This window comes from Pseudomonas sp. NyZ201 (assembly GCF_049860765.1).
In the GTDB taxonomy this organism is placed as follows: domain Bacteria; phylum Pseudomonadota; class Gammaproteobacteria; order Pseudomonadales; family Pseudomonadaceae; genus Aquipseudomonas; species Aquipseudomonas bharatica.
The window spans coordinates 2,387,406-2,409,297 of sequence record NZ_CP187557.1 but is presented as its reverse complement, the minus strand read 5'-3'; the positions used below and the strand labels follow the sequence as shown (position 1 = coordinate 2,409,297).

Below are 21,892 nucleotides of genomic sequence, written 5' to 3'. Positions count from 1 at the left end.
GCCGGGAGGTGCGCGACTGGCGCGGGGGCATAGCTTACGCCGCGATATGGCGCTTAGCCATTACTCGGCAAGATATTATTCGGATTATTTTCCGGCGCCGGGAAACTGGCGAAAGGACAAACGATTAATCAAAACTTCGTTTTTAAAATAATTGATCTGGATCAATGAATATTGGATGGACTGTGCTAGTGCCGATTTAATAAAACTGACAACAACAATACTTCTGAACACCGCGTACCCTGTGGGGTACATCGCCGGATCCAGGGTGAGGCTGATGGCCTCATCGCTGGCAAGCCAGCTCCCACAGGGTGCTGGGTCAGCCGCAGCATTCATGCCCGGCGCGGACCTTGTGGGCGCTTGCCAGCGATTGCGGTAATGAATTCACCATCGCAATCGCGGGTGAACCCGCCCACAGGGTATGCGTCGTGCTCTGGAACTGTTGTTCGCCCCCCACAGCGCCCGTGACCGGCTTGCGCTCAGGGCGCCGGATTGGGAATCCGTTGGTGAACAGCCTGAAGCTGCCCACGCAGCTCGTCACCCAGCACCACATCCAGCGCCCCCAGGTTCTCGCGCAACTGCGCCAGGCTGGTCTGTCCGGTCAGCGCACTGGCAACGAACGGCTTGTCGATCACCGCCGCCAGCGCCAGTTGGGCCGGGGTCAGCCCATGCGCCCGGGCAATCTCCACGTAATCTGCGATGGCCGCCTGGGCCGATGGACTGTCGTAGCGATTGAAGGTGCGGTACAGCGACGATAACCGCGAACCCGCCGGTCGCGCGCCGCCCAGGTACTTGCCGGTCAACGCCCCGAAGGCCAGCGGCGAGTACGCCAGCAAGCCGATGCCTTCCCGGTGACCGAACTCCGACAGCCCGCCCTCATACAACCGGTTCAGCAGGCTGTAGGGATTCTGCACACTGATAATCCGCGGCAAACCCAAGCGTTCGCTCTGCTTGATGAACTCGGCAACACCCCACGGCGTTTCATTGGAAACGCCGATATGCCGCACCTTGCCCGCCTGCACCTGCTCGGCCAGCACCGCCAGGGTTTCCTCGATGGCAATGCTTTCGGGATCGTCCTGCCACGCGTATTCGCGCTGGCCGAAGGTGGTGGTGCGACGATCCGGCCAGTGCAGTTGATAGAGATCCAGATAGTCCGTGCGCAGGCGTTGCAGGCTGCCCTCCAGCGCCTCGACGATATTGCGCCGGTCATGCCGGCTGAGGCCGCCACGAATATGCGGCTGCGGCGCCTTCTCGCTGGACGGTCCGGCGATCTTGCTCGCCAGGATCACCTCGTCGCGCCGCCCGCTGGCCGCCAGCCAGTTGCCGATGTAGCGCTCGGTGGTACGCCAGGTTTCGGCGTTGGTCGGCGTGGGGTACATCTCGGCGGTGTCGATCAGGTTGACCCCGGCGGCCAGCGCCAGCTCGATCTGCTGGTGCGCCTCGGCCTCGCTGTTCTGATGCCCCCAGGTCATGCTGCCCAGGCCAAGCACGCTGACCTGGAGTTCACTGTTGCCCAATTGGCGGTAACGCATGCTGGATCCCTAGCGTGAGTATCGATTCTGCGGAAACGGCAACCCGAGGTGCTCGCGCAGGGTGCTGCCGCTGTATTCATGACGGAACAGGCCGCGCCGTTGCAGCAGCGGCACCACCTCGTCGACGAAGTGTTCGATGCCGGACGGAAACACGTCCGGCATGATGTTGAAGCCGTCGGCGGCATGGGCCTGGAACCAGGTGTCCAGGCTGTCGGCCACCTGCTCAGGGGTGCCGACCAGTAGGCGGTGACCGACCAGGATGCGCCGCGACAGCTGGCGGATGCTGAGGTTTTCCTGGCGCGCCAGGTTCAGTTGCGCCTCAAGGAAACCCTGGGAACCGCGCTCGAAATCCGCCACTTCGCCAATCCGTGCCCATGGCAGCGGTCCGTCCGGGTCCAGTTCGCTGGCCGCCAGCCCGAAGCGCGCCGCCACCCGCTCCAGCAAGCCTTGCTCGCCATGCCAGGCGTTCAACTCGTCGAAGCGCGCCCGGGCCTCGGCCTCGGTACTGCCGATTACCGTGGCCAGGCCGGGCATGATCCTCAGGTCATCGGGGTTGCGCCCCCAACGCACGGCGCGCGCCTTGATATCGCGATAGAAACGCTGGCCGGCATCGAGGGTGGTCTGGGTGGTGAAGATCACCTCGGCATAGCGTGAGCCCAGGACCTTGCCCGGCTCCGACGACCCGGCCTGCACCAGCACCGGCCGCCCCTGCGGCGAGCGCGGTACGTTCAGCGGCCCCTGCACCGCGAAATGCTCGCCGACGAAGTCGATGGCGCGGACCTTGGCCGGATCGGCGAAACGCCCGCCAGCCGCATCACCGATAATCGCGCCATCCTCCCAGCTGTCCCACAGCTTGAGCACCACCTCGAGAAATTCCTCGGCCCGGGCATAGCGTTCGGCATGGCCTGGCACCCCGGGCAGGCTGAAGTTGCGCGCGGCCTCGTCGCTGGCGCTGGTCACCAGGTTCCAGGCGGCGCGGCCCTGGCTGACATGGTCGAGGGAGGCGAAGCGCCGGGCGGTGCCGAAAGGATCGTTGTAGGTGCTGGCCGCCGTGGCGATCAACCCGATCCGCCGGGTCACCGCTGCCACGGCGCTGAGCAGCACCACCGGGTCGAGATGGCCCACCGGCTGGCTCGCCGGATCACCGCTCAAGGCTGACCAGTCGGCAAGAAACAGCGCATCCAGGCAGCCACGCTCGGCGATACGGGCGATGTTCTGGTAATGGGCGATATCCAGATGGGCCGTCGCCCCCGCCTCCGCCTTGCGCCACGCCCCCGGATGAGCGCCGAAGCCAAGGACGTTCAGGCCGAGGCCGATCTGCCCCTCACGACGGTTGCTCATACCGCACTGGCCTCGTCACGCACGCCGTTGCCGGCGCTTTGCTGGGCCAGCCAGGCCTGGTCCGGGGTCACGCCGTTGAGGTGGTAGTTGCCCAGCACGCGCTCGCGGTAGATCGCCGGGTTGTGCGAAGCCAGGGTGCGGGCATTGCGCCAATGACGGTCGAAGCGCCGGGTTTCGCTGGTGGCAGACGCGCCGCCAACCTCGAACAACAGCGTGGTGGCTTCCAGCACCTGGCCGATAATGATCTGCTGGGCCTGGAACGCGGCCACTTCCGCCTCGGTGTAATGATGCTCCTCGGCATACCCGCCCTGCTCCGCATCGAACACCTGCTGCACCTGCTCGGCCGCCGCCAGCACCTGGGTCTGCGCCGACCAGGCCAGGCTGGACAGCCGGCCGATCACCCGCTGCACCAGCGGATCGTCCTTGGGACTGGCCTCCCCAGGGAAACCGAAAGCCCGGGTGCGGCCTTTCACGAACGCCGTGGCATCGCGCAGCACGGCCTTGGCGATCCCGGCCAGGGTGGCGAGATGGAACAGTTGGTAATAGGCGGTCAGGTAGGATTCGGCGCGCACTTCATCAGGCTTGTAGCGGCGGATCACATGCTCGTTGGGCACGCGCACGGCATCGAAGCGGGTGGTACCGCTCCCCGTCAGGCGCTGGCCGAAGCCATCCCAGTCGTCCACGACAGTAACGCCCTCGGCCGCCACCGGCAGCGCCACGCTGACGAAATCGTCGCCGGCCAGGGCCACGGCGGCGATCCAGTCGGCATACACGGTGCCGGTGGAGTAGTACTTTTCGCCATCCAGACGCCAGCCAGCCTGTTCATTGCCGGGCTCCAGCGGGCTCAGCGCCACCGTGATGCCGGTAGTACCGCTGCGCTCGGCCATGGCCGCGCCCCACAGTTGCCGGTCCACCACCTTGCCCAGCCAATGCGCCTGGGATACCGGGTCGCGACTGGACAGGCGGCCTTCGACGAAGCCGAAATGGGCGCGGAAGATCTGCGGCAGGTTGGAGTCCGCCGCGCCCAGTTCGATCAGCAGGCGAAACAACTGCGGGATGCTCGCACCCAGCCCGCCCAATGCCTGGGGCACCCGCAAGGCCCCGAAACCGGCCTCGCGCAGCCAGCGCACCGCCTCGAAGGCCAGTTCGCGTTGCTGCTCGCGGTGCACGGCGGTTTCGGCAATCCGCTGGAAACTTTCGGCAAAGCGCTGTTGCAGGGTTTCGTAACTAACGGCAGTGGAACTCATGATGCGTCCTTTCATTGGGCAGGGGACCGAGGCAAATAAAAAGTGCGGGCCGCTTAATTGAAAAATAAAATTCAAGGTTATTGAGCAAGCACAATAGCAAGCGACATGCCATGCCCTCCCGATCGCCCTAACCCGATGATTTCCATGGCCTGTACGGGAATTTTAATAACTGGATCGCCGGTACTTATGCTTGTGCCGCACGTCAGCCTGTTATCTTCAAGACACTTTGTTGATCAACTGTTCACTGCCAAACAGTTGACCGATTGCATATAACCGAAAAACGTTTTCCATACGATCTGGCTATTTGATTTTTACTCGACCAGTGAATTTAATCGCCACCATTCATTAGTTCAGGATGTTCTTATGAAACTTCCACAGGCGCTGGTCGAGTTGCGCGCCTTGAGCAAGGACTTCGGTGCCCAGCGCGCGCTCGACCGAGTGGACTTGCAGCTCTTCCCAGGCGAAGTGGTGGCACTGCTCGGCGCCAATGGCGCGGGCAAGTCCACCCTGGTGAAGATCCTCGCCGGCAGCCAGCCTCACGACCGCGGCGAACTGTGCGTACAGGGTAGGCAGCAACGCTTCGACTCGCCGCTGGCAGCACGCCGGGCGGGGATAGTTGCGGTGCACCAGCATGTCGACGACGGCATCGTGCCGGGCCTGAGCGTGGCGGAAAACCTGATGCTCGACGAGCTGTGCCAGGCGCAGGCAAGTCCCTGGGTGCGGCGCAGTGACCTGCACCAGCGGGCAGCAGCCATCGCGGCCGGGTTGAACCTCGATTTGCCTTTGCACGCGCCCATCGAACAGCTCGGCCAGGCCGAACGCCAACTGGTGGTGCTGGCCCGTGCCCTGGCCCTGCAACCGCGCCTGCTGATCCTCGACGAACCCACGGCGGCACTGTCTGCGGCCGAGGCGCAGCGGCTGTTCGAGCTGATCGGGCAACTGCGCCAGCGCGGCGTGGCGATCCTGTATATTTCCCATCGCCTCGCGGACCTGCAATGCATCGCCGAACGTGCACTGGTCCTGCGCGATGGCCGGCTGGTCGGCGAATTCAACGCGCAACAGTTGCCGCAGGCCATCGAGGCGATGCTCGGCGTGGCACTCGACCCGCTGCGCTTCGTGCCGCGCCTGCCGGGCCGCGAAGTGCTGAGCCTGCGCGACGTGCGCCTGCTGCCGCAGTCGCGGGCCTTCGACCTGACCCTGCACGAAAACCAGGTGGTAGCCTTGACCGGCCTGCTCGGCGCCGGCAAGAGCGAGATCGCCGAAACCCTCTTCGGCCTGCGCCGCCCTGCCGCCGGCAGCCTGCACCTGGACGGCCAGCCGTGGCAGCCGCGTTCGCCCCGGGACGCGATCGAGGCCGGGGTATTCCTCGCCGTGGAGGACCGTGCCGCTGGCTCCCTGGTGCCGGGCTTTTCCCTGCGCCGGACCCTGACCCTGCCTTTTCTCCAGCGATTCAGCCGCGGCGGCTTTATCGACCGCCGCGCCGAGGCCGCAGCCGTCACCACGCAGGTCAGCGAGCTGGGGATCAAGACCGCTGGCATCGACGCACCAATGGCCAGCCTCTCCGGCGGCAACCAGCAAAAGGTGGTGATCGGCCGCTGGCTGCTGCAGGAGGCGCGCCTGCTGATCCTCGACGAACCCTTCCAGGGCGTCGACATCCGCGCCCGCCGCGAGATCGGCCAGTTGCTGCGCAACGGCGCCGGCCAGCGCGCGACCCTGGTGATCTGCACCGATATCGACGAAGCCCTGGAGATCGCCGACCGCATCCTGGTGGTGCGGGATTTCGCCGTGGTCGCCGAATACTCCCGCACCGACCTGAGCCGCAATGCCCTGGTGGCCGAACTGGCCGGGAGCGCTCCCCCGACACCGCAAACGCCAAGGAGTACCGTGCGTGCCTGATTCGCTATCCCGCTCTCTGCAGCCTGCGCCCCGGCGCTGGCTGGACGCCCTGATCCACTATGGCCTGCTGCTGTTGCTGGGCCTGATCGTAGTGCTGTTCAGCCTGGTCGAACCGGCGTTCGTCCAGGTCAGCAACCTGTTCATCATTCTCCAGTCGGTGTCGATCGTCGCCCTGCTCGCCCTCGGCGTGACCCTGACCATGGCCGTCGGTGGCCTCGACCTGTCCATCGGCGCGGTGGCGGCCATGAGCCTGATGATCGCCAGCTACGTGATGGTGGTGCTGGACTGGGGCCCGCTGCCTGCCATCGTCATCAGCCTGGCCGGCGCCGCGCTGGTCGGCCTGCTCAATGGCTGGCTGATCGTACGCATGGGCATCCCGGACATCCTCGCCACCCTGGGCAGCATGTTCCTGGTGATCGGTGTGCAACTGATACCCACCGGCGGGCGCTCCATCGCCGTGGGCATGACCCTGCCCGGCGGCGAGGAAACCGAGGGCGTGTTCAGCCCGGCGTTCCTCGCCCTGGGCCGCGGCCGCTTGTGGGACATGGTGCCGGTCCCGGTGCTGGTCACCGCCGTGCTGGCCCTGGCGGTCTGGCTGTTTCTCGAACGCACGCGGATCGGCCGGCTGTTCTACGCCATCGGCGGCAACGAACAGGCGGCGCGCCTGGCCGGTGCCCCGGTGCAGCGCTACAAGCTGCTGGCCTATGTGCTTTCGGCCCTGCTCGCCTCGGTCGGCGGCCTGCTCCTGGCGGCGCGGCTCGGGCGCGGCGATGTCAGTTCCGGCAACGGCCTGGTGCTCGACGCCCTCGGCGCGGCGCTGATCGGCTTCGCCGTGCTCGGCGCGAAGAAGGCCAACGCCTTCGGCACCCTGGCCGGCGCCGTGCTGATCGCCACCTTGCTCAACGGCCTGACCATGCTCAACGCGCCTTACTACGCCCAGGACTTCGTCAAGGGCCTGGTCCTGGTGCTGGCCCTGGTCTTCACCTTCGGCCTCGCCCGGCAGACCCGCTGACTTCTTCGACTTGCAAGGACCACCCATGACCGCATCACCCAAACGTTTCGTTCGCCACCTTCTCGCCGCGGTACTGCTCGCCAGCCTGGGCTGGCAAGCCCAGGCCAAGGGCCTGCCCGGCGCCCCCGCGCCCTTCGACAAGGGCGAGGTGCAGATCGCCCTGGTCGGCTACCTGTTCTCCGGCGACTTCCCCGAGGCCTACCTGCAAGGCGTGGAAAAACAGGCCGCCGCCCTCGACGTCACGCTGCGCATCTTCGACGCCCGGCAGCAGGCGGCCAGCCAGCGCGAGATGATCGAGCGGGCCATCGACCTTGGCGTCGACGGCATCATCGTCCAGCTGGGGCTGGCGGAAACCCTGCGCGACTCGGTAGACAAGGCCGTGGCCAAGGGCATCAAGGTGGTGGCCTTCGATGTCGACCTGAACAACCCCAGGGTCACCCAGATCGAACAGGACCACCACGCCATCGCCCAACTGGCCCTGGACAAGGCGCTGCAGGACAACGGCCCGGCGTTCAATGCCGGCTACGTCTATATCGGCGGCTTCACCCCGATGGAGCGCCGCGACGAGATCTGGCGCCAGGTCAAGGCGGCCAACCCGGGCATCGTCGAAAAGGCCCGTTTCGGCACCCTCAACCCGCCCATCGCCAACTCGGTGGCCGACCAGGCCAGTGCCGTGCTGCGCGCCAACCCGGATATCAACGTGATCTTCGCGCCCTTCGACGAGTTCGCCAAAGGCGCCAAGATCGCCGTGGACGAAGCGGGCCGCGCCGCGAAGATCAGGATCTACAGCGCCGATATCTCCACCGCCGATATCCAGATCATGAAGGAGCCCGACAGCGCCTGGACCGCTACCGCCGCGATCAATCCGCAGGTGGCCGGAGCCATCAGCGTGCGCAGCCTGGCGATGCTGATCGCCGGGGAAGACCCGGGCCGGCGCCTGCTGGTGCCGCCGACCCTGATCAGCCGCCAGCAGCTGCTTGACCTGGATGTGAAGAACGTCCGCGACCTGGCGCGCAAGGTGCCCGCCTTCGGCGACAGCGCGGCGATTGCCAGCCCGGCGTGGATTCCAAAGGTGGACTGAGACCCGAACCCTGAACACTTGCGTGCAACGCCTCTGCCATACAGCGGCGCCTCCCCGCTTCGATCGCACTTTCAATCAAAACTAAAAAACGGCTGCGGTACTGCCCTGCCCGGCAACTTCCAAGGTTGCCGGTCGTGGGTGCTATTGCCTGCCGTCCAAGGAGCGCTGCCATGCAACACCGCCAACTTTCATTACTTGCACTTGCGATAACCTCCGCACTCTTTCAATTGAACGCCCGGGCTGAAGACAGCGTGCCGACCGGCGAAGACGCCAGGCGCCTGGACACGGTGCTGGTCACCGGCACCCGCGGTACGGCGCGTACCGTGCTGGACTCGCCGGTACCGGTGGACGTGCTCACGGCTGCCGACCTCAAGGCCACCGGCGCCAGCAACGGCGAACTGGGCCAGGCCCTGCAGACCCTGCTACCGTCGTTCAGCATGCCGCGCCAGTCCAACTCCGGCGGTGCCGACCATATCCGCGCCGCGCAACTGCGCGGGATGAGCCCGGACCAAGTGCTGGTGCTGGTCAACGGCAAGCGCCGACACACCTCGGCGCTGGTCAACGACTCGTCGAAGATCGGCCGCGGCACCGCCCCGGTGGACTTCAACTCGATCCCCATCAGCGCAATCAAGCGCATCGAAGTGCTGCGCGACGGAGCCGGGGCGCAGTACGGTTCGGACGCCATCGCCGGGGTGATCAACATCATCCTCGACGACGCCCCGGAAGGTGGCGAGGTCTCCACGACCTACGGCGCCTACCACACCCACCAGGATGCCATCGGCCGCACCACCACCGATGGCCAGAACAGCCTGACCACGGCCAAGGGCGGCGTGCGCCTGGGCGAGGATGGCGGCTTCGTGCGCGGTGGTGCCGAGTACAAGGAACGCAACCCGACCAACCGCGCCGGCTTCGACGGCTTCGCCGACACCCCGGGCCAGCGCAACTACGTGATGGGCGACGGTTCGGCGCGGGACGTCAACTTGTGGTTCAACGGCTCGCTGCCCCTGGGCGAGCACGAGCTGTACTCCTTCGGCACCTGGAACGAGCGCCACTCCACGGGCGCGCAGTTCTACCGCTACCCCTACGAGCAACCGCAGTTCTACCCCAACGGCTACCTGCCGCAGTCGCTCGGCGTCAACCAGGATCTCTCCGCCACCGCCGGTTTCAAGGGCCTGCTGGGGGATGGCTGGGACTTCGACAGCAGCCTGACCCATGGCCGCAACCGCTTCGAATCGGCCAGCCGACGGACCCTGAACGTCAGCCTCGGCGCCGACTCGCCGACCCGTTTCGATACCGGCGACTACGAGCTGCGCCAGACCACCGCCAACCTCGACTTCAGCCGCGAACTGCGCCTGGCCGAGCGCTCCTTCGTGCTGGCCGTGGGTGGCGAATACCGCTACGAGAACTACCTGACCACTGCCGGCGACCCGGCGTCGTACTTCGGCAGCGGCGCCGATGGCGCCAACGGCCTGCGCCCCAGCGAAGAAGCGGACCTGGACCGCAAGGTGTTCGGCACCTATGCCGAGCTGTCCGGCGACCTCAGCGACCGCCTGTTCGTCGATGCCGCCACGCGCTGGGAACATTACGACGATGCCGGCAGCAAGCTGACCGGCAAGCTCAGCGGGCGCTATCGCCTGAACGAGCAATGGGCCCTGCGTGGCGCGGTATCGAACAATTTCCGCGCGCCGTCCCTGGCGCAAATCGGCTTCCAGCACACCACCAGCAACTTCGGCGACGGCGGCACCCTTACCGATGTCCGCGTGCTCTCGGTCAACGACCCGATCGCCCGCGCCCTGGGTGCGGAAAAGCTCGATCCGGAAACCTCGAAGAACTTCAGCCTCGGCGTTACCGCCCAGCTCAGCGAGCGCTTCGATGCCTCGCTGGACGTGTTCCGCATCGACGTGAAGGACCGTGTCACCCTGTCCCAGCGCATCGGCAGCGACGCCCTGGAGCAGTACATCAACGACACCTTCGGCGTGGCCGGGGTGCATGACGTCAACTTCTTTACCAACGCTGCCGATACCCGCACCGATGGTGCGGAGCTGGTGCTCAACTATCGGCAGCCGTTCTACGACGGCGAACTGGCCCTGACCGGTGCCTACACCTGGAACCACACCAAGGTGACCAAAACCAAGGGCACGCCTGCACAGCTCACCGCCCTGGGTATCGGCAACGATGCGTTGGTCGGTGTCGAGGAGCGCAACACCCTTACCGACGCCGCGCCCAAGGACCGCTTCGTCGTCTCGGCCAATTGGACCAGCCAGCACTGGGGCCTGCTCGGCCGCCTGACCCGCCAGGGCGAGACCACCCGCGTCTTCGATTTCGGCGACAGCCAGCCGGAGCAGACCTATGGTGCGGTGTGGCAGCTGGATGCGGAGGTGCAGTACAAGTTCACCCCGACCTTCGATATTGCCGTGGGCGGCAACAACCTTACCGACAACTATCCGGAGCGCTCCGGGTCGGAGATCAACTATGGGGGTAACTTGCCCTATGACGTGCTGTCGCCGATCGGCACCAACGGGGCTTATTACTATGCCCGGGTGACCTACGGGTTCTGACAGTCAGGGGACTTCGGTCCCCTGATGCTTTTTCAGAAGGAGACGTGGGCCGGCTGCGACAGGCGCAATACCGACAGGTCCCCGGTGATCCGCTTCCAGGCCAGGCGAATCGCCTCGATATCCTTGCCGGCCTGGGCGGTGTCGGCATGCAGGATCACGATCACCCGGGTGTCCAGGCGCTCCGGCTCCTTCGCCCCGTGATCCCGCCATTGCCCATAGGCGTTCAGCACGCTGAAGCCATCGGGGAAGCGCGGGGTCACTTCCTTATCGAGAAACGCGCGCCAGCGGGATTCGCTGATCAGATCCTTGCCACCGTCGATGCGGCCGAGGGCGAAATACAGTTCGGTACGCTGCCAGGCGGCCTGGGCAGGCCGGCTCGGATCGCCTTGCAACGTTGAACTTGCGGGGTGGGTCGTATGAACGGGAAGTTGGGTATTGGCACAGCCGGAAAGCGCAACCAGAACCGAGGCAAGAACAAGACGGCGAAACATGGAATATCCTTTTTCGAGTTATAGGCGAGGCACTATAGGAAGGAATATCCGGGGTTCAAAATAACCAATTAACAGATAGATATATTTATAGAAATACTGCAGACCCTGTGGGAGCGGGTTCACCCGCGATTGCGATATTGAATTCACTACCCTAATCGCGGGTGAACCCGCTCCCACAGGGTCTGCGTCAATCTACCGATCGCTTAGCATCGCCTGTATCTGCTGGGTCGCCTGCCGCGTACTCTCCGCCAGCTTCTTCACCTCCTCCGCCACCACCGAAAAGCCGCGCCCGACCTCCCCGGCCCGGGCTGCTTCGATCGCGGCATTCAGTGCCAGCAGGTTGGTCTGCTCGGCGATGCTCTTGATCACGCCCACCACCGTAGCGATCTGCGCGTAGGTGGTCTGGTTCTGCGCGAGCATCTGTTCGTGGCTGGCCTGGGCACTGCGTTCGTCGCTGATATCCCGCACCGCGCCGATCACACGCACCAGCACGCCCCTTTCGTCCCGTACCGCACAGCCGCGCTCGCGGCACCAGATGTAGCCGCGGGTCTTGTGGCGCATGCGGTACTCGAACACGTATTCGCCACTGGCCCCGGGCTTGAGGATCTCGCGGTCGAAGATCGCCATGATCTGCGGCAGGTCGTCGGGATGGGTGATGCCGACCTGGGCGTCCCAACCGTCCGGCAGCTCCGCAGGGCCGTAGCCCATCACCGCGCGGAACTGGTTGGAGATGCGCATATGGCTGTCCGGGTGTTGCAGATCGCCCTGGACCACCTTGATGTCCCAGGTGCCCTCGGTGATGGTGGATTCCAGTTGCGCCCAGATCGCCGCCTGCTGGCGGTGCGCCTCGAGCTGTCGTTCAAGGTCGGCGACACACGCCGCCAGGTCGCTGCAACGCTGTTCCAGGCGAACCACCTCGGCCTCGGCACGCTGGCCCTGTTCCGTGGCCTGCTCGGCCTGCTGGCGCGACTCGCTGGCGAGGGCGTGTGCTTCGTCGAGCTGGCGCCGCTGCTGCTGACGCGCCACTGCCAGTTCGCGCAGGGCCGCGAGCACGGCCGGGTGTCGCTGCAGGTGCGGCGCGTCCATCCCGTCCCAAGGCTCCCCGTGGCCGACCCGCACCAGCAAGGACTCCAGCTCCCGCACCCAATGATCGTTCCTGAAAAACATCAGTGCCCACCGTCTGCCAGTGAAAAACAGCGAGTTGACCGGATTGTGCCGGCGCCGTCTTGCACCCGGGTGCCGGGCATTTGATCGTCGCTGCCAGGAATGTCGCGATCCTGGCAGGCAGACGCATGCCTTCGACAGGCTGGGTCAAGACGCCGCGCGCGCAAGCGGGTAAAGTCCGACAGGCCCATTCTTCCCTCGGCCATGGCGTGCGCGAACCGTGAAAGTTGAGCAACAAACCCGCCCGAACCGCTGGCCCGCCGTGTTGCGGGCCCTGCATCATCGCAATTTCCGCCTGTACTTCGCCGGTCATGCGGTATCCACGCTCGGCACCTGGATGCAGACCGTGGCCCTGTCCTGGCTGGTCTATCGCCTGACCGGCTCGGCAGCGCTGCTGGGCATCACCACCTGCGCCACCCTGCTCCCACAGTTGCTGGTAGGCCCGATCGCCGGCGCCTGGATCGACCGCCACGACAAGCGCAGCCTGCTGATGAAGGTCGAAGCCCTGCTCGGTGCCCAGGCCCTGTCGCTGGCGGCACTGACCGGCCTCGAGCTGATCACCCCGGGCCTGATCGTGACCCTGGCCGCCACCCTGGGGATCCTCAATGCGGTGGACACACCGTTGCGCCAGTCCTTGCTCAGCCGCCTGGTGGACGACCGCGCCGACCTGCCCAACGCCCTGGCCCTCAACGCCATGCTCTTCACTTGCTCGCGCTTCATCGGCCCGCCACTGGCCGGCCTGCTCCTGGCATTGACCGGAGAGGCGCTGTGCTTTGCCCTGAATGCACTGTCCTATGGCGGACTGATCCTCGGCCTGCAACTGATCCGCCTCGCGCCCGGGGAAAAGGCCAGCGGCAGCATGCGCCACATGTTCCGCGAGGGGCTCGACTACGTGCTGCACTCGCCGTCGTTGCGCAGCCTGATGCTCGGGGTGCTGATGGTCAACCTGACCGCGTCCACCTACGCCGTGCTGCTGCCGGTGTTCGTCCACGATATCTTCACCGGCGACGCGCGAACCCTGGGCTGGCTGTGGGGCGCCGCCGGGCTCGGCTCGCTGCTGTCTACCGTGCTGCTGGCCGGCCACCAGGGCACCGATCGCCTGCGCAGCCTGATCCTGTTCTCCGCCTGCGCCAGTGCCCTCGGCCTGCTGCTGTTCGCCAGCAGCCGCAGCCTGCCGCTGTCGCTGCTGGCGATGCTGATCCTCGGTTTCGGCGTGACCATCAACAACGTCGGCACCAATATCCTTCTGCAAGGCCAGGCCCCGGAAGCGCTGCGCGGTCGGGTGGTATCGATCTACACCTCGACCCGCTTCGGCTTCGACGCCATCGGCGGCCTGCTCGCCGGGATGCTCGCGGGCCATATCGGCGGGCCCTGGGCCATGGCGATCGCCGCAGCGCTGCTGAGCTTGTACTGCCTCTGGCAGCTAGCGTTGCGTACCCGTGGCGCACCTGAACCCACCTCCGAGGAACCGACGCCATGACCGACATGCTGCGTCAGCAACCGACCGAAGAGCTCGGCCGCTACTGCCTGCACGCGTTCAGCCAGCAAGTGCCGGCCAGCCTTGCCGCGTTCTATCGGGTGGACGAAGACCTGCTGGCCTGCGATTTCCAGCTGCTCGGCATGCAACCGCCGATGCACCGCCACTACCTCGAGCATTACCGTCACCTCGATCCGCTCAAGCCCGGTAACTGCAAGGCGATCGGCCTGCCGGTGGTGTCGCTGCGCCAGGGCCTGGCCCATCAGGATGCGGCGCTGGGCCGCGAATACCTGGGTTTCCTGCGCCAGCACAAGGTCGTGGATGTGGTGGAAGTCACGGCCTGGGTCGAAGGGCGGCTGACTGCCGGGATCTCCCTGTTGCGCGATGGCTCCCTGGGGGCGTTCAGGGTCGAGGAATTGGAGCGCCTGTTGCCGCTGCACGGCTTGATGCAGATGGCGGCGCGGCAGTTGCCGGCCCCTGTGCCAGACCGGCTGGCCGGGTTGACGCCAAGGGAGCGGGAGATTGCCCTGCTGCTGCGCGACGGAGCCTGCAACAAGACCCTGGCGCGGCAACTGGAGCTGGGTTTGCCGACGGTTAAGACCCACCTGATCAACCTGTTTCGCAAGGTGGGAGTGAGGAACAGGACGGAGTTGGTGGGGGCATTGTTCCTGTAGGATCGCAAGGGCAACGCGGCCCCTGCTACATTCACACTGGCCAATGTTCAAAGGACTGCCCATGCCCACCACCTACCAAGGCGGCTGCCTCTGCGGCTTTATCCGCTACACCGCCCAAGGCCCCGCCGAAAAAACCCACACCTGCTCCTGCCGCAACTGCCAGCAGCACAGCGGCGCCCTCACCGCGCTCTGGGTCGAATTCCCCCGGGACCGAGTCGAATGGACCGGCGCAGGCGGCGCCCCCGCCCTCTACCGTTCCTCGGACTATTCCAGCCGCGCCTTCTGCCCGCGCTGTGGCAGCTCCCTCGGTGCAGTGGACGACGAGCCGGTGATTGCCCTGCTGGTCGGCGGCTTCGACGACCCGACCGCCCCGGAGCTCGAGCCCGAATACCACGCCTTCGAAGACTGCCAGCCCGCCTGGTGGCGTACCTGACCACTGCGCAACACATAGGGGGGTCAGGGTAGATCCGCTACCAACGCCATGCCGCCACCTCAACCATCCGGTTGATACCCCCCGACCGCCCTGCCCGGCACTATCACGGCTCCAATCAACAACAACGAGCCACCTCCCATGACCACCCATACCGACTGGATCTCCGTAGGCGCCCTGGCCGACGGTTTCGCCCCTGAAGCCTTCATCCTGCCGCAACTGGCCGAACTGGCCGGGCAGCGCATGACCCTCAATTTCGTCAATGGCTGGTCCATCGAACACCGCTTCGACGCCGAACAACTGCACTGGCACGCCGCCGACGGTCACTCCAGCGGCAGCGCACCCTACCGCGCCACCTCGGTGCGCACGGGGATAGTGCTGGTGGACTTCCTCAAGACCGAGAACGGCCAGACCTGGTCGGTTTCCCTGGTACTCGACACCCTGAGCCAGTCGTTCACCGCAGTTATCGGCAGCATGCCGGAGGCCGAGGAAACCCGGGAAGGCATGTTCCACCGCGCCCTGGCCGGTAAGCCGCTGACCTGCGTCGACGCGCAATTCCTCCACGGCACCCTTGACCGCCCCTGGCAGGACGGCGCCTGCCCGCATGCACCGACCGCCGAACTGGTGGGTATCCGCAACCTGTATCGCTACAGCCCGACCGAGGAATACGAGCACATCTACCTCAACGAAAACTTCTATACCTGGCAGTGCCTCAAGGGCGTCGAGCAAGGCCTGTGCGATACCGACCGCTGCCACTACTACAAGATCGCCGACGAGCTGTACCTGTTCGTCTGGCGTGAAAAGATCATCCCGACCCTGGGCCTGGTGATGATCGACCTGCGCGCCCACCGCAGCGACGGCAAGATCTTCGGCCATGCCGAGGGCGGCTTCGAGGCGTTCAGCAACTTCCCGGTGGCGTCGTACTGCAGCCTGATCAACACCACGGTCCACGACAAATGAGCCGCACCGTGCTGGTGACCGGTGCCGGTAGCGGCATCGGCGAAGCCTGCGCGCGGCGCCTGGCGGCGGCCGGCGACCAGTTGGTGCTGGTTGGCCGGCGCCGCGAGGCGCTTGAACGGGTGGCGGACGGCAGCAACGCCCTGGTGCTGGCCGGCGATGCCGCCGACAGCGCCACCTGGCACGGCTTCGTCGAGCAGATCCGCGCCCGCTTCGGCGGCCTCGATGCGCTGGTCTGCTGTGCCGGCGGGCATGGCCTGGGGACGGCGCTGGACAGCGACGACGCGGCCTGGGAAGCGGCCATGCGCAGCAACCTGCACAGCGCCTTCCACAGCGCCCGTGCCTGCTTGCCGTTACTCATCGGACGGCGCGGCAGCATCGTCCTGCTTGGCTCCATCGCCTCCCTCGCGGCAGGCCCCGGTGTATGCGGCTACACCACCGCCAAGCATGCGCTGGTGGGGCTCAATCGCTCCCTGGCGCGGGATTTCGGGCCGCAGGGGGTGCGGGTCAATTGCGTCTGTCCGGGCTGGGTGCGTACGCCGATGGCCGATGCCGAGATGCAGCCGTTGATGGATCGTTACAACGAAGACCTCGACGCCGCCTATGCCCGGGTCACCGCCGACGTGCCGCTACGCCGCCCGGCCACGGCGGACGAGATCGCCGCGTTGTGCCAGTTCCTGATCGGTAGCGAGGCGTCGATCATTACCGGGGCGGTGATTGCAGCCGATGGGGGATCGACCATCGTCGATGTGCCGACGCTGGCCTTGCAGGGTATTTGAGATCGGTCGCTGGTGAGCTGGCTTGGGTCTTTGGCCTTTGGGGGCTGGTGCTGGATATGTGTGTTGATCCGTTTGCTCGGGCGATCCTGAGTCACCCCGGCAAATGGATCAACACCCGATATCCAGCACCAGCCCCAACCCAAAGACAGTTGCTCCCAAAGCCTTGGAACTGGCCATTACGGTCAAGAGCACTGGCAGCCACGAACAAGACTTGCCCCGCCACCCGGCGCCCTAATAGCCCCTGATCTGCCAACAAGAACCGGGGAGCATTCATGAACAAGCAACACCGCGTGTTACCACTGGCCCGGGCCGTCGGCCTGAGCCTTGTCACCCTGGCCGCGGCCCAGCCGGCCCTGGCCTACGAGCTGTACGCCGCCGACGACACTCACCTCAACGCCGATATGCTCGCGGTGTACGGCATGTTCAACAGCCGCAAGAACTACGACGGCACCCGCGGCGGCTCGACCTGGCGCGAAGGCTTCATCAAGTACGGGGTCAGCGGCGACCAGGGCCTGGGTGGCAACGGCACGCTGTACGGCACTTTCAACCTGGTCAGCTCGGCGACCTGGGGTGATGGCGACGCGGCAGGCAATACCGACGGCTCCGAACGCACGACCAAGATCGAGGATGCTTTCCTGGGCTGGCGCTCGGGCGACCTGTTCCCGGCCCTGGGCAAGGATGGCGTGGACTTCTCCGCCGGGCGTCAAGTAGTCAAGCTCGGCAGCGGCTTCCTGATCAACGACGACGGCCCCAACCTTGGCAAGGGCCCGGCCGACGGTGCACTGAACCGTGGCGGCGCCTACTACCTGGCGGCCCGTCATGCCTTCGACCGCACCGCGGTGCTGAAACTCGGCGGCCAGGACGGGCTGCACGGTAGCGTGGTCTGGCTGAAGTCCGACAACCGCGCCCAGGCCGAAACCGAACTGGCTGCGGGCACCCTGGACTACACCGCCGACGTCGGCACCTTGGGCCTGACCTGGGTACATGGCCTCGATGTGGTCGACCAATGGGCCAGCGAGTTCCAGAAAGAACGCGAGAACATGGACGTCTACAGCCTGCGCGGCGAAGGCAACGGCGGCATCGAGAATGCCAGCTTCGCCTTCGAATACGCCTGGCAGGACAAGGACGCAGGCCCGGAAAAAGCCTGGTACGCGGAGGCAGGCTATACCTTCGCCGATGTCGCCTGGTCGCCCAAGGTCACCTACCGCTACACCCGTTATTCCCAGGGCTGGGATTCGCTGTTCACCGGCCTGAGCACCGGCTACGGCACCTGGTTCCAGGGTGAAGTGGCCGCCAACTACTCCGGCCCGTTCAACAGCAACACCGGCATCCACCATGTCGGCCTGAAGGCCACGCCGCTGGAAAATCTCACCGTCGGCGCGCTGTATTTCGACTTCAATATCCTGAGGACCCGCGACACCCTTAACCTCGATGCCCGCGAGCTGAATTTCTATGTCGAATGGGCGGTCAACGAGCACCTGATCGTCAGCCCGCTGATCGGCCTGTACCAGCCGAAGAAGGATGAGACGAACGGGGGGAATCAGGTGGGCGGGAACGGGACCAATGTGTATAGCCAGTTGACCGTGGCGGTACCGTTCTAACAACATCCAAAGCGCAACGCGGACCTTGTGGGAGCGGGTTTACCCGCGATTGCTATAGTGACTTCACTACAGCAATCGCGGGTAAACCCGCTCCCACAAGGTCCGCGTTGAGTCAACGAGTGATATTCAACCATCCGCCTTCTTGTCAGCCTTGTCCTGCTTCACCACCTGCTGCTCCTTGTCCCGGTCACCCCACAGCCGGTCCTGCTCGGCCTGGAACCTGGCCTGGAAATCCTGGATCCGCTGCATGCCATCAGCCGCCTGTGCCGTCCCGGCCAGCGCCGACACCAAACCCGCCACCGCCATTACCTTGAGCATCCGCATCACACACCTCGAACGTTTTCGGACGCCCAGGGAAAGGGGTCCTGTTGCTGGCCAGTCTATGCAGGTGCAGCTAACGCCAAGGTGAGGCGCGGATGACAATCGTGAAAGGTTCAGTAGCGCCGCGTACTCATCAACTCGTCCAGCACCCGGTTCGGCACGCGGAACGGAATCGCCGCGTGATCCTCGCCCGCCTCGATCTGCAGGTCGCTGCGCAGTCCGTACTGCGAGAGGTTTTCCAGGCGCAATTGCAGCGAGCGTACATCCTGGATCTCCTGGGGCATTTCCCGGTCGCCGACGCTCAGGCTCAGGCTGCGGTGGATCAGGTCCAGCTTGCCGGCATGGGCCCTGGCGGTGAAGGCCCGTTCATGGGCCAGCAGGAAACGATCCTGCCACCACAGGCTCGGGCTGATCGCAACGTAGTGCTGGAACAGCCCGGGCCGGGTGAACAGGGTGTAGATGGCGAACATCCCGCCGAACGAGTGGCCGACCAGGCTGCGCTGGTCCTGGTCGACCTTGAAGCGTTCGTTGACCCTGGGCATCAGGCGCTTCTCGATGAAGTCGAGAAACACGTCCTGCCCGCCCTGTGGCGGCTTGTTGCGCTCGGCCGGGGCCGGCGGCGACAGGTCATAGGCGCGGCGCACGAAATCCAGCGGTGTGTCGCTCGGATAGCCGATCCCCACCAGCACCGCCCCGCGCAGCCGGTCCTGGGCCCGCTTGGCGGCATGGAAGGCCGGGAAGTAGGCATTGCCGTCGAGCAGGTAGATCACCGGGTAGCCGCCGGTCCAGGGCACATCACCCTCGGGCAGGCTGACCATGATGCGGTATTCGCGGCCTTCGGCACTGTGCATCGTCCATTGTTCGGTGCCATCCAGGGTCACCGGTTCAGCCCGGGCCAGACCACTGAACAGCAGCACCGCAAGGCTCATCATCCAGTTACGCAGCATATGTTTTCCCCTCGTTACCAGCGATAGCTGAGGCTGGTGACCACGCTGCGCGCTTCACCACGGTAGCAGTAGCCGTCCTGGCAATTGATAAAGCGCTCGTCGAACAGGTTGCGGGCATTGACGCCCACCCGCACGCCGTCGAGACCGCCACCGAAGTCGTAGTGCACGCCGGCATCGACCAGGGTGTAGCCCTCGTTCTTCACCCGGTTGGCGGCATCTCCATAGGTGCTGCCGGTATAGCGAGCGCCGCCGGATATGCCGAAGCCGAACGGCAGCCTGTAGTCCAGCCACAGCGAGGCCAGGTGGCGCGGCACGTTCTTCGGCACCTTGCCCTGGTCGCCGTTGTTGCCCTTGGTCACCTCCGCGTCGTTGAAGGCATAGCTGGCAGTCAGGCGCAGGCTGTCGTTGACGTCCGATACCGCTTCCAGCTCGAGCCCGCGGGACACCTGCTCGCCGGTCTGCAGGTTGTTCAGCGGGTTGACCAGGTCGCGGGTCTGCACGTTGCTCTGGGTCAGGTGGTACAGCGAGGCGGTGAGCAGGGTGCTGCTGCCTGGCGGCTGGTATTTCACCCCGACTTCATACTGCCTGCCCTCGGTAGGCTTGTACGGCTGGCCGCTGGCGTTCACGCCGCTGACCGGCAGGAACGAGGTGGCGAAGCTGGCATAGGGTGCCACGCCGTTATCGAACAGATAGAGCACGCCGAGCTGGCCGGTGGTGGCCGAATCGCTGGTGGTGCTGTTGATGTCGGTCAGGTTGTCGTCGCGCCGTACATGCACCCAGTCGCGGCGCAGGCCGGCGGACAGGCGCCACTGGTCGAGCTCGATCTGGTCCTGAACGTAGGCGCCCATGCGATGCTCCAGGCCATCCTGGTCGGCCAGCGGCGAAGTCGGCCTGGCTACCGGCTGGTGGTAATCCGGGTTCCAGCGATCGAGGGTGGGCGCCGGGCCCATGGCGTAGAGCAACGAGGTGTCCAGCCAGGCATAGTCGACGCCGCTGACCAAGGTGTGGTGCAGGTTGCCGGTGGAGAAGCGGCTGACCAGGCGTGTGTCGGTGGACAGCGAGTTCATGTCCTCGTACACGCCCACCGCATAGCGGTCGAGGATATGCCCGGCGGTGATCGAGGTCGGCTGCAGGTACTGGTTGGTGGTGCTGACCTGGCCGTAGCGCAGGTTCTGCTGAAGGCTGAAGGTTTCGTTGAAGGCGTGCTCGAACTCGTAGCCGAAGGTCCACTGGCGCTGGTGCAGCTTGTCGAAGTACTCGTCGCCCTGCCAGAAATGGGTCAGGTGGTCGCCTTCCTGGAGCATCATCGGCGAAGCGGCGGTCTGCCGCTCCTGGTATTGCGCCAGCAGGGTCAGGCTGGTGTCCGGGTCGATCTGCCAGCTCAGGGACGGCGCCAGCAGGCGCGAGTCGTTGTCCATCTGCTCCACCGAATAGCCGGAATCGCGGTACAGGCCAACGCTGCGGAACAGCACGTCACCCGCCTCGTCCAGCTGACCGCCGATATCGAACTGGCCTTGCCGGTGGTCATAGCTGCCGGCCTGTACCTGCACTTCATTCCTGGCCAGCAGGCTCGGGCGCTTGCTGACCCGGTTGACCATGCCGCCGGGGCTGATCTGGCCGTAGAGCACCGAGGCCGGACCCTTGAGTATTTCGATGCGCTCCAGCGCGTAGGCTTCGGTGGAATACAGCGACAGCCAGCCGCTGCCGGGCTGGCGCAGGCCGTCGAGGAAATCGGCGGCGATGGTGGTCTCGAAGCCGCGCACCTGGATATTGTCGAAGCGCGGGTCCAGGCCCGAACTGCCGACCCGCACCCCGGCACTGTAGGCCACGGCGTCCTCGACCTTGTTGACCTTGCGGTCGTTGATCTGCTCGGCGGTGACCACGCTGATGCTCTGCGCGGTCTCCAGGATCGGCCGGTCGCTCTTGGTCGCACTGCTGGCATTGCTGGCGAAATAACCCGGCACCGGGGCGAAGGCGCTCTGCACCGAGGTGCTTTCGATGCTGGTTGGCGCCAATTGCAAGCCAGCTTCGCTATCGCGCAGTACCACATAACCGGAGGCGGTCTTGCGCGCGACCAGGCCGCTGCCCGCGAGCAGCCGGCTCAGGCCCTCCTCCAATGAGCCGCCACCGCCGAGGCCGGAAGTGCTCAGGCCACGCACGTCATCAGGGGCGAACGACAGGGTGATCCCGGAGCGCTCGGCGAAACTGCTCAGGGCCTGGGCCAGCGGGCCGGCAGCCACGGCCGGGGCGACCGGGTTTTCGGCCCGGGCCGGCAAGCTGGCGACAGCGCTGCCCAGGGCCAGCGCCAGGCACACGGCGCGGGACAGGAAACGGGGCTGCAAGGGGATCGATGGAGGGCTTGGGCGGCGCATTCAGGGGTCCAATAA

Annotated in this window: 18 protein-coding genes and 2 pseudogenes; 10 read left to right on the top strand and 10 right to left on the bottom strand. The window is 65.6% G+C overall.

Going from position 1 to position 21,892, the window contains the following annotated elements:
• Positions 1–84: 84 nt before the first annotated feature.
• The 4 genes from ACPFMA_RS10725 to ACPFMA_RS10710 all read right to left on the bottom strand — a co-directional run bounded on the left by ACPFMA_RS10725 (position 85) and on the right by ACPFMA_RS10710 (position 4,117).
• Positions 85–333: a hypothetical protein gene (locus ACPFMA_RS10725; protein ID WP_425930139.1), complete on the bottom strand. Its 249-nt coding sequence runs from the start codon at positions 331–333 to the stop codon at positions 85–87.
• Positions 334–476: 143 nt separating this feature from the next.
• A complete protein-coding gene (locus tag ACPFMA_RS10720; RefSeq protein ID WP_425930138.1) occupies positions 477–1,529 on the bottom strand; it encodes an NADP(H)-dependent aldo-keto reductase in 1,053 nt (350 codons plus the stop codon).
• Positions 1,530–1,538: 9 nt separating this feature from the next.
• Entirely contained in the window at positions 1,539–2,870 is a 1,332-nt protein-coding gene (locus ACPFMA_RS10715; protein WP_425930137.1) for an LLM class flavin-dependent oxidoreductase, read from the bottom strand.
• Positions 2,867–4,117, bottom strand: coding sequence for an acyl-CoA dehydrogenase family protein (locus ACPFMA_RS10710; RefSeq protein WP_420057145.1), 1,251 nt, complete (start codon positions 4,115–4,117; stop codon positions 2,867–2,869). Before ACPFMA_RS10710 ends, ACPFMA_RS10715 begins: the two co-directional genes overlap by 4 nt.
• 363 nt (positions 4,118–4,480) lie before the next feature.
• Between ACPFMA_RS10710 and ACPFMA_RS10705 the strand changes: the two genes are divergently transcribed.
• The 4 genes from ACPFMA_RS10705 (at position 4,481) to ACPFMA_RS10690 (ending at position 10,664) form a co-directional block, all read left to right on the top strand.
• Complete coding sequence (locus ACPFMA_RS10705; protein ID WP_425930136.1) at positions 4,481–6,013, top strand: sugar ABC transporter ATP-binding protein; 1,533 nt, start codon at positions 4,481–4,483, stop codon at positions 6,011–6,013.
• Positions 6,006–7,025 carry an ABC transporter permease gene (locus tag ACPFMA_RS10700; RefSeq protein WP_425930135.1) on the top strand — a complete coding sequence of 340 codons (1,020 nt, stop codon included), beginning with the start codon at positions 6,006–6,008 and terminating at the stop codon, positions 7,023–7,025. The genes ACPFMA_RS10705 and ACPFMA_RS10700 overlap by 8 nt, the downstream gene beginning before the upstream one ends.
• 25 nt (positions 7,026–7,050) lie before the next feature.
• Positions 7,051–8,106 (top strand): substrate-binding domain-containing protein, encoded by a 1,056-nt coding sequence (locus ACPFMA_RS10695; protein WP_425930134.1) that lies wholly within the window; start codon positions 7,051–7,053, stop codon positions 8,104–8,106.
• A 170-nt stretch (positions 8,107–8,276) separates the two neighbouring features.
• Positions 8,277–10,664, top strand: coding sequence for a TonB-dependent receptor plug domain-containing protein (locus ACPFMA_RS10690; protein WP_425930133.1), 2,388 nt, complete (start codon positions 8,277–8,279; stop codon positions 10,662–10,664).
• A 32-nt stretch (positions 10,665–10,696) separates the two neighbouring features.
• Here ACPFMA_RS10690 and ACPFMA_RS10685 read toward each other — a convergent pair whose 3' ends face one another.
• The 3 genes and pseudogenes from ACPFMA_RS10685 to ACPFMA_RS10675 all read right to left on the bottom strand — a co-directional run.
• Complete coding sequence (locus tag ACPFMA_RS10685; protein WP_420057139.1) at positions 10,697–11,155, bottom strand: DUF3574 domain-containing protein; 459 nt, start codon at positions 11,153–11,155, stop codon at positions 10,697–10,699.
• Between the two features lie 204 nt (positions 11,156–11,359).
• Positions 11,360–11,602, bottom strand: a pseudogene (locus ACPFMA_RS10680) (methyl-accepting chemotaxis protein); the annotation flags it as partial.
• Positions 11,603–11,635: 33 nt separating this feature from the next.
• Positions 11,636–11,893 (bottom strand): annotated as a pseudogene (locus ACPFMA_RS10675) (PAS domain-containing protein); the annotation flags it as partial.
• 646 nt (positions 11,894–12,539) lie between these two features.
• On the opposite strand from ACPFMA_RS10675, the gene ACPFMA_RS10670 reads away from it, so the two are divergent.
• The 6 genes from ACPFMA_RS10670 to ACPFMA_RS10645 all read left to right on the top strand — a co-directional run bounded on the left by ACPFMA_RS10670 (position 12,540) and on the right by ACPFMA_RS10645 (position 18,237).
• Positions 12,540–13,799 (top strand): MFS transporter, encoded by a 1,260-nt coding sequence (locus ACPFMA_RS10670; RefSeq protein ID WP_425930132.1) that lies wholly within the window; start codon positions 12,540–12,542, stop codon positions 13,797–13,799.
• Positions 13,796–14,470, top strand: a complete 675-nt coding sequence (locus tag ACPFMA_RS10665; protein ID WP_425930131.1) for a helix-turn-helix transcriptional regulator — start codon at positions 13,796–13,798, stop codon at positions 14,468–14,470. The genes ACPFMA_RS10670 and ACPFMA_RS10665 overlap by 4 nt, the downstream gene beginning before the upstream one ends.
• Before the next feature lie 61 nt (positions 14,471–14,531).
• Positions 14,532–14,903: a GFA family protein gene (locus tag ACPFMA_RS10660; RefSeq protein ID WP_425930130.1), complete on the top strand. Its 372-nt coding sequence runs from the start codon at positions 14,532–14,534 to the stop codon at positions 14,901–14,903.
• Positions 14,904–15,041: 138 nt separating this feature from the next.
• The gene (locus ACPFMA_RS10655) at positions 15,042–15,860 is read left to right on the top strand and encodes a molybdenum cofactor biosynthesis F family protein (RefSeq protein ID WP_425930129.1); all 819 of its coding nucleotides are present in this window, start codon (positions 15,042–15,044) and stop codon (positions 15,858–15,860) included.
• Entirely contained in the window at positions 15,857–16,636 is a 780-nt protein-coding gene (locus ACPFMA_RS10650) for an SDR family NAD(P)-dependent oxidoreductase (protein WP_425930128.1), read from the top strand. Before ACPFMA_RS10655 ends, ACPFMA_RS10650 begins: the two co-directional genes overlap by 4 nt.
• A 272-nt stretch (positions 16,637–16,908) precedes the next feature.
• Entirely contained in the window at positions 16,909–18,237 is a 1,329-nt protein-coding gene (locus ACPFMA_RS10645) for a hypothetical protein (RefSeq protein WP_425930127.1), read from the top strand.
• Positions 18,238–18,363: 126 nt separating this feature from the next.
• On the opposite strand, the gene ACPFMA_RS10640 is transcribed toward ACPFMA_RS10645, so the two are convergent.
• The 3 genes from ACPFMA_RS10640 to ACPFMA_RS10630 all read right to left on the bottom strand — a co-directional run bounded on the left by ACPFMA_RS10640 (position 18,364) and on the right by ACPFMA_RS10630 (position 21,877).
• A complete protein-coding gene (locus ACPFMA_RS10640; protein WP_009407329.1) occupies positions 18,364–18,555 on the bottom strand; it encodes a hypothetical protein in 192 nt (63 codons plus the stop codon).
• A gap of 116 nt (positions 18,556–18,671) precedes the next feature.
• Positions 18,672–19,505, bottom strand: coding sequence for an alpha/beta hydrolase (locus ACPFMA_RS10635; RefSeq protein WP_425930126.1), 834 nt, complete (start codon positions 19,503–19,505; stop codon positions 18,672–18,674).
• A 14-nt stretch (positions 19,506–19,519) separates the two neighbouring features.
• On the bottom strand, positions 19,520–21,877 hold the full coding sequence (locus ACPFMA_RS10630) for a TonB-dependent siderophore receptor (RefSeq protein ID WP_425930125.1): 2,358 nt from the start codon (positions 21,875–21,877) through the stop codon (positions 19,520–19,522).
• Positions 21,878–21,892: the final 15 nt, after the last annotated feature.

What these genes read in the sequence shown, in the direction of transcription:
- ACPFMA_RS10725 (WP_425930139.1), bottom strand. Translation starts at nt 333, where the DNA reads ATGAATGCTGCGGCTGACCCAGCACCCTGTGGGAGCTGGCTTGCCAGC.
- ACPFMA_RS10720 (WP_425930138.1), bottom strand. Translation starts at nt 1,529, where the DNA reads ATGCGTTACCGCCAATTGGGCAACAGTGAACTCCAGGTCAGCGTGCTT.
- ACPFMA_RS10715 (WP_425930137.1), bottom strand. Translation starts at nt 2,870, where the DNA reads ATGAGCAACCGTCGTGAGGGGCAGATCGGCCTCGGCCTGAACGTCCTT.
- ACPFMA_RS10710 (WP_420057145.1), bottom strand. Translation starts at nt 4,117, where the DNA reads ATGAGTTCCACTGCCGTTAGTTACGAAACCCTGCAACAGCGCTTTGCC.
- ACPFMA_RS10705 (WP_425930136.1), top strand. Translation starts at nt 4,481, where the DNA reads ATGAAACTTCCACAGGCGCTGGTCGAGTTGCGCGCCTTGAGCAAGGAC.
- ACPFMA_RS10695 (WP_425930134.1), top strand. Translation starts at nt 7,051, where the DNA reads ATGACCGCATCACCCAAACGTTTCGTTCGCCACCTTCTCGCCGCGGTA.
- ACPFMA_RS10690 (WP_425930133.1), top strand. Translation starts at nt 8,277, where the DNA reads ATGCAACACCGCCAACTTTCATTACTTGCACTTGCGATAACCTCCGCA.
- ACPFMA_RS10685 (WP_420057139.1), bottom strand. Translation starts at nt 11,155, where the DNA reads ATGTTTCGCCGTCTTGTTCTTGCCTCGGTTCTGGTTGCGCTTTCCGGC.
- ACPFMA_RS10665 (WP_425930131.1), top strand. Translation starts at nt 13,796, where the DNA reads ATGACCGACATGCTGCGTCAGCAACCGACCGAAGAGCTCGGCCGCTAC.
- ACPFMA_RS10660 (WP_425930130.1), top strand. Translation starts at nt 14,532, where the DNA reads ATGCCCACCACCTACCAAGGCGGCTGCCTCTGCGGCTTTATCCGCTAC.
- ACPFMA_RS10655 (WP_425930129.1), top strand. Translation starts at nt 15,042, where the DNA reads ATGACCACCCATACCGACTGGATCTCCGTAGGCGCCCTGGCCGACGGT.
- ACPFMA_RS10650 (WP_425930128.1), top strand. Translation starts at nt 15,857, where the DNA reads ATGAGCCGCACCGTGCTGGTGACCGGTGCCGGTAGCGGCATCGGCGAA.
- ACPFMA_RS10645 (WP_425930127.1), top strand. Translation starts at nt 16,909, where the DNA reads ATGAACAAGCAACACCGCGTGTTACCACTGGCCCGGGCCGTCGGCCTG.
- ACPFMA_RS10640 (WP_009407329.1), bottom strand. Translation starts at nt 18,555, where the DNA reads ATGCTCAAGGTAATGGCGGTGGCGGGTTTGGTGTCGGCGCTGGCCGGG.
- ACPFMA_RS10635 (WP_425930126.1), bottom strand. Translation starts at nt 19,505, where the DNA reads ATGCTGCGTAACTGGATGATGAGCCTTGCGGTGCTGCTGTTCAGTGGT.
- ACPFMA_RS10630 (WP_425930125.1), bottom strand. Translation starts at nt 21,877, where the DNA reads ATGCGCCGCCCAAGCCCTCCATCGATCCCCTTGCAGCCCCGTTTCCTG.